The organism is Tepidibacter mesophilus (assembly GCF_002724055.1).
GTDB classification, from domain to species: domain Bacteria; phylum Bacillota; class Clostridia; order Peptostreptococcales; family Peptostreptococcaceae; genus Tepidibacter_A; species Tepidibacter_A mesophilus.
Genome location: NZ_BDQY01000001.1, coordinates 352003 through 358450 on the forward strand (window position 1 = coordinate 352003; position 6448 = coordinate 358450).

Here is a 6448-nt window from a genome sequence, read left to right on the forward strand (position 1 = left end):
CTACTTCGTTTCATACCACGATTTACCTGTATTAAGATCTATATTAAGTCTAACCTTCATATCAACAGCATTTTCCATTTCGTTTCTCAGAATTTTTTCAACCTTACCTATTTCGTCTTCACATGCCTCTATTATAAGTTCATCGTGTACTTGTAGAATAAGCTTCGATTTTAAATTTTCTTCATTAAGCTTTTTATATACATTCACCATGGCAATCTTTATAACATCAGCAGCACTCCCTTGTATAGGTGTATTCATAGCTAGTCTTTTTCCTAAATTTTTAACTATAAAATTCTTAGAGTTTATCTCTGGAATATATCTTCTTCTGTTAAGAATAGTACTTACATATCCATCAGCTTTAGCCTTTTCTACTATATCATCCATATATTTGTTTATATTGGGATATTTATCAAAATAATTATCTATATATTCTTTAGCCTTCTTAGGAGGTATATTTAAATTTTTAGATAATCCAAAATCACTAATTCCGTATACTATACCAAAGTTGACAGCCTTTGCAGCACTTCTCATTTCACTATCAACATCTTTTATATCAACATCAAATACCTTTGCTGCAGTGCTTGTATGAATATCTTCTCCACTTTCAAATGCATGTATCAAGTTTTCATCATCACTTATGTGAGCCAGTACTCTAAGTTCTATTTGAGAATAATCTGCATCAACTAAACTATATCCTTCATTTGGTATGAACACCTTTCTTAAATTTCTTCCCATCTCAAGTCTTACAGGAATGTTTTGAAGATTAGGCTCAGTAGATGATATTCTTCCCGTAGTAGTTATAGTTTGATTAAAAGATGAATGAATTCTCTTGCTTTTTTTATTTATTATATTTAAAAGACCATCTACATAAGTAGATTGTAACTTAACAATTTGTCTATATTCAGATATTTTATCTATTATCTCATGTTCAGTCCTTAATTTTTCAAGAACCTCCGCGTTAGTTGAATACCCAGTCTTAGTCTTTTTAATTATAGGAAGTTCTAATTTTTCAAACAGTATTACCCCTAGCTGTTTAGGTGAATTAATATTAAATTTCTCCCCAGCCATATCGTATATAGTTTTTTCTAAATTTTGAATAATAATCGAATATTCTTCCTTAAGCTGTTCTAATTTTTCAATATCAACCTTAAATCCTTCATACTCCATATATCCTAGAACTTCAACAAGCGGCATTTCTATATCATAAAAAAGTTCTTGCATTTCATATTCATTTATTGTTTTTTCCATCTCGTTTTTTACACCTATAACAACCTCAATCAAGCTATTAAAATATTCAATTAAAATTCCTTCTTCTAGTTCTTCAAACTTTTTAGATTTTTTACCCTTACCTAAAAGTTCTTCCTCACTTTTTACCTTCTTACCCATATATTTTGCTGCTAAGTTATCATGTAAGTAATTAGAACTTGTAGCATCTATTAAATACTCTCCTATTACAATATCAAACTTCATATTTTTGATGGCTATACCATAACTTCTTAATGCAATATACTCTTCCTTTAGTTTATAACCGTATTTTTGTATATCTTCTGATTCCAATACATCTTTTAATTTTAATATTAATTTTTCCTCATTTATATAATATATATTACTTCCATCTAAACTTATAAACATATATATAATATTTTTATCTAGTATATTTCCTTGTTTTGTAACCGATTTTAAAAATATATGCTTTCTTTCATTTATTTCGTCTATTATAGAGTCAATATTATCATCACTTACTAATATTGAATCTATAGTAGGGTCTTGTTCAACCTCACTACCCATACTTATTCTTTTAATCAAACTATTAAATCCGAATAAATTGAAAAGCTTTATTATCTTTTGTTCATCATAATTTTCAAGCTTTAATTCATCGATATCTATATCAATAGGCATATCTCTTACTATTGTAGCAAGACGCTTACTCATAAGAGCTGTATCTATATTCTCTTCTATTTTATTTTTTACATTTCCTTTTAGCTTATCTGTATTTTGAACTAAATTTTCAATTGTTTCAAACTCTTTTAAAAGTTTAATACCAGTTTTTTCTCCTATTCCAGGTACTCCTGGTATGTTATCAGACTTATCTCCCATAAGACCTTTAAGATCTATAAATTGATTCGGAGTCAACTCATATCTTTTTAAAACTTCATCATAATCATAGATTTCAAGTTCTGTTATCCCTTTTTTAGTTATAAGTATCTTAGTCTTATTAGATGCAAGTTGTATAGCATCCTTATCTCCAGTAACCACAATCACTTCAAAATCTTCTTGTTCTGCAACTTTAGATACAGTTCCAATTATATCATCGGCTTCAAAACCTTCTATTTCAAGTCTATGTATCTTAAATGCATCTAACAATTCTTTTAGCGGCTCAACCTGAACTCTTAATTCATCAGGCATTTTTTTTCTTCCTGCCTTATAATTTTCATACTGTTTATGTCTAAAAGTAGGGGCCTTAAGGTCAAATGCGACACTCATATGAGTTGGTTTATATTCATCTATTATCTTAAATAACATCGTAGTAAATCCATATATTGCATTAGTATGTAGTCCTTCTTTATTCATAAGATCTGGTAGAGCATAAAAAGCTCTATTCATCAAAGAGTTTCCATCTATTATAACAAGTCTTTTGCTCAAATTCATCACACTCCATATTCAAAAATAACATAAATAATTCAGACAGAGTCAAACTCCACCTGAATTAAGTTTCTCCTTATTATATCATTATTATATGTTTTAATCACAAAGAAATTATATAAAGTGAAACTTATGTTTAACTGTAGTTTGTACGCTTACTAAACTTTTAGTTGAATACACGTCCTTTTGAATAAACTCATACAAAAGCTAAGAGATATAAATAAGATTGATTTAAAAAATGTGTTGAATTTTATTTTGATATATGTTAATATCTGTTTGTAGGATTTTTTGCCCGAGTGATGGAATTGGCATACGTACGCGACTCAAAATCGTGGTTTTGCGAGTTCGAATCTCGCCTCGGGCACCAGTTAAAAAAGATAGGCATATGCCTATCTTTTTTATTTTAATAAGAAATTATAATATTTTTCTATTATGAATGACTTGTTAAGAAAACTATACTTACATCTATTTTTAAGCAATATAATCGTAAGACTCGTTGGCGCTATGAACATATGTGAATTTTGAGAGCGGAGCCCGTAGGGATCTTTGGCGATATGAGTAAGTGCGCAGCGACTATACGAATTTTATTTTCCATATCCATCAACAATCGAAATAAGTCGTTTCTTTGATTTATCTGATAATAAATCAGTTTCTAAATCAGCTCTTAACATATTACTATTTCCATATCCTTTTATATATCCATTTAATCTAGCTGCAATTTTAGAATCTACGAATTCACTAAAATTTTCACATGAACTTTTGATATCATCACTTACATCTCTTACACTCTGAAGATAGTATTTTTGATGATAGTTCTCCGCAATATAAAATTTATTCATATGTTCTATATCAGTATATATATAACAATTTTCATTTTTTTCTTTTTCTAATTTACTCTTTAAAGCCTTTATTTTTTGTTCTTCATCATGATATAATATCAACGATTTGTATTGTACTTTTTTAAATTTCATCTTACATGTGTTATTTTTCCAAAATATATCTAATAGTTCATCATAAGTTATAATTTCTTCATTATAGTCTATTTGCACAACCTCAGTATGATCCATCATATCATTATAATTTGGATTTTGGCCTTTTCCACCGCTATATCCAACTTTAGTTCTTATGACTCCATCTATTAACCCCAACTGGGCATCAGGTCCCCAAAATCACCCCATACCAAAAGTAGCCTTTTTAATCATGCTATCAACTCCTTTGATATGATTATACCCATTTCATTCTACTTTACCCCAGGAAGAATAGCTCTAAATAAATTTCTTTTAGTAACGTTTATGAATTTAACACTACCTTTTTTTTCAAAAGAACTTTTTATTCTATTAAAACCCATTCCACTTCCTAAAAATCTCATCTTATCATCCAAGATTAATAGCCTTTGATATATCCAATCATTTCTTCTTGATGGATTTTTTTCTTTTACTATAGTATTTATATTATCTCCTCTAATAAGCACACCAGGATTATTTACCTCTACTTTATCTTTTCCTAAATATATAACTATCTCTCTTGTTAAATCATAATAATCTCTATGAACCAAACTATTTCTAATACATTCATAAAGAGCATCTATAGGATAATTAAAAATTTTCAAGATATTTTTAATATAATGCTCAACCTCATCCAACATATAGACTATATTTCCATGAAATATTTTTGTTGTACTCTCTTTCCCTAAATTTTCTATAATTCTTATAGATGAACTTGTTATATATTTTTGAGGATGATTTCCAAATACCAATAATCCGCCTAAAGTAGGTACATAGTTTCCATCTTCCATATTTATGCATATTCCTAGATTTTCTAATAGTTCTATAGATATATCTTCATTAATATTTATCTTTTTACAGTATATACGTACTATTTTCTCATCTATTTCACTCATATCACTTTCAATAACAGGCATCATTTCAGTATTTATAATTCCACTTTCCTCAAACATACTTGCAATTTCATGCCTTCTAGCTATATCCGTAGTAGATCCTCTTCTTATATAAAAGCTTCCATTTTGTCTTAATTGATGAGGTTTTTGGTTACTTTTAAATATTGTAAGTATTCCTAGTATTTTTCCCTCATACTCTTCATACTCCATCTTTATATTCACAGGCGGATCTATTCTATTTGATAATATCTGCTGTATTTTTTCCTCTACATAAGAATCCTTTTGAACACCTATTACATTCTTTGTCTTATCCTCAATTCCAAATATTATATAACCCCGTCCTCCATACGTATTAGCAATTGCTAGTATATCTTTAGCCAATTCTTTTTTTTCTGCTTGAGTATTTAGATTTATCTTCAATTTATAATCAAGTTTTGCACCCTCAGGCTTTTTTAAAAGGTTAGATATCTTATTTTTATCCATCTAATCACCTCTCATATTCCAAAATTTCGCTTCATGCTAACGCATGGCTCATATCTCCAAGAAGTCCTAATGGTCTCCTTTTCTTAAAAATATTTGCTATTTTACTTCATTAATCAATACTATCTATACGTTTAGAATCATATTATTTCCTTTTTTTAGTTTTGCTTCATGCTATTTTATTTTGTAAGTTTGAAAATCTATATGTTGTTTAACTATATATTATAACTATATGTTATAATTTAGTTACAATTTAACAAAAGGGAGCAGATAATATGGATTTTAAACAACTCGAAACATTTATAGAAATAGCAAAACATAGAAGTTTCTCAAAAGCTGCAAAAGAACTTTTTTTGACCCAACCAACTATAACTACTCATATTCAAAATCTAGAAAAAGACCTAGGAACTATCTTGATAAATAGGAATAATAAAAATATATCTTTAACAGAACCAGGAGAAATTCTTTATTCTCACGCTCTTGAAATACTAAATTCAAGAAAAAAAGCATTGTTCAGTCTAAAAGAGTACGAGGGAAAAATAGAGGGTGTTATAGATATAACCTCAAGTTCTATTCCCGAAACATATATACTCCCAGATATATTAAAATCTTTTATAAATGATTTCCCAGATGTAAAATTCACTATAACTCATCATGATTCACATGATGCTATAGATGAGATATTAAATGAAAAAGTAAACTTCGGATTCGTAGGTTCAAAAATTCCAAATCCGCAAATACAGTATACAGATTTAATAAAAGATGAACTTGTTTTAATAACTCCTTATAATTATGATATTATATCTGACGACTCATATGTGAGTATTTCTTCACTTAAAAGTGAAAATTTTATAATGAGGAAAGAAGGTTCAGGAACTAGAAGAGTTATAATAAATGAACTTAAAAGAAATAATCTTCCATTAGATTATTTTAATATCCTAGCTCACGTAGAAAGTAATGAAGCAACTAAAGAAATGGTTAAGAAAGGAATAGGGCTTTCTATCGTATCTAATAAATCTATAGTAGATGATATTAGTTCTAAATCATTAAAATCATATAAAATAAAAGAATTAGATCTTAAAAGAAAATTCTATTTTATATACTCTAAAAAAAGGATTAACACCCCTTTAGAAGAAAAATTCATAGATCATATAAGCAACTTTTTTGAATAATTAAAAATGGCACTCATTTTAATGAGTGCCCAGTTTGAAGACAAAACTTATGTACTTAGCTATGCTATGCATAAGTTTTTCTTTATTTTTCCATAAATTGTATGAGGAATAGCTTTTATTTGTACAAACATACTCAAAAACAGCCTTTCAGGAGACTTATTCCATATCCAAAGGGCTAACTTTTTTAAATTGAGACATGTGAAAACAAGCAAAGCTTGCATTTTATTTTTTTTAAGACCTTTAAGTCTCGTATAAC

Annotated in this window: 3 protein-coding genes, 1 tRNA gene and 2 pseudogenes; 2 read left to right on the plus strand and 4 right to left on the minus strand. The window is 28.2% G+C overall.

Annotated elements, in window-relative coordinates; genetic code table 11:
- The gene (gene polA, locus Tmeso_RS01730) at positions 1-2649 is read right to left on the minus strand and encodes a DNA polymerase I (protein ID WP_408646035.1); all 2649 of its coding nucleotides are present in this window, start codon (positions 2647-2649) and stop codon (positions 1-3) included.
- Between the two features lie 284 nt (positions 2650-2933).
- Here polA and Tmeso_RS01735 point away from each other — a divergent pair.
- Positions 2934-3010 (plus strand) — tRNA-Leu (locus Tmeso_RS01735).
- A gap of 217 nt (positions 3011-3227) precedes the next feature.
- Here the strand turns inward: Tmeso_RS01735 and Tmeso_RS01740 are convergent.
- Both Tmeso_RS01740 and Tmeso_RS01745 read right to left on the minus strand, forming a co-directional pair.
- A pseudogene (locus Tmeso_RS01740) lies at positions 3228-3800 on the minus strand (peptide-methionine (S)-S-oxide reductase); the annotation flags it as partial.
- Positions 3801-3883: 83 nt separating this feature from the next.
- Complete coding sequence (locus Tmeso_RS01745; RefSeq protein WP_099187621.1) at positions 3884-5023, minus strand: AlbA family DNA-binding domain-containing protein; 1140 nt, start codon at positions 5021-5023, stop codon at positions 3884-3886.
- A gap of 272 nt (positions 5024-5295) precedes the next feature.
- On the opposite strand from Tmeso_RS01745, the gene Tmeso_RS01750 reads away from it, so the two are divergent.
- Entirely contained in the window at positions 5296-6192 is an 897-nt protein-coding gene (locus tag Tmeso_RS01750) for a selenium metabolism-associated LysR family transcriptional regulator (protein ID WP_099187622.1), read from the plus strand.
- 59 nt (positions 6193-6251) lie between these two features.
- Here the strand turns inward: Tmeso_RS01750 and Tmeso_RS16685 are convergent.
- Positions 6252-6448 (minus strand): annotated as a pseudogene (locus Tmeso_RS16685) (hypothetical protein); the annotation flags it as partial.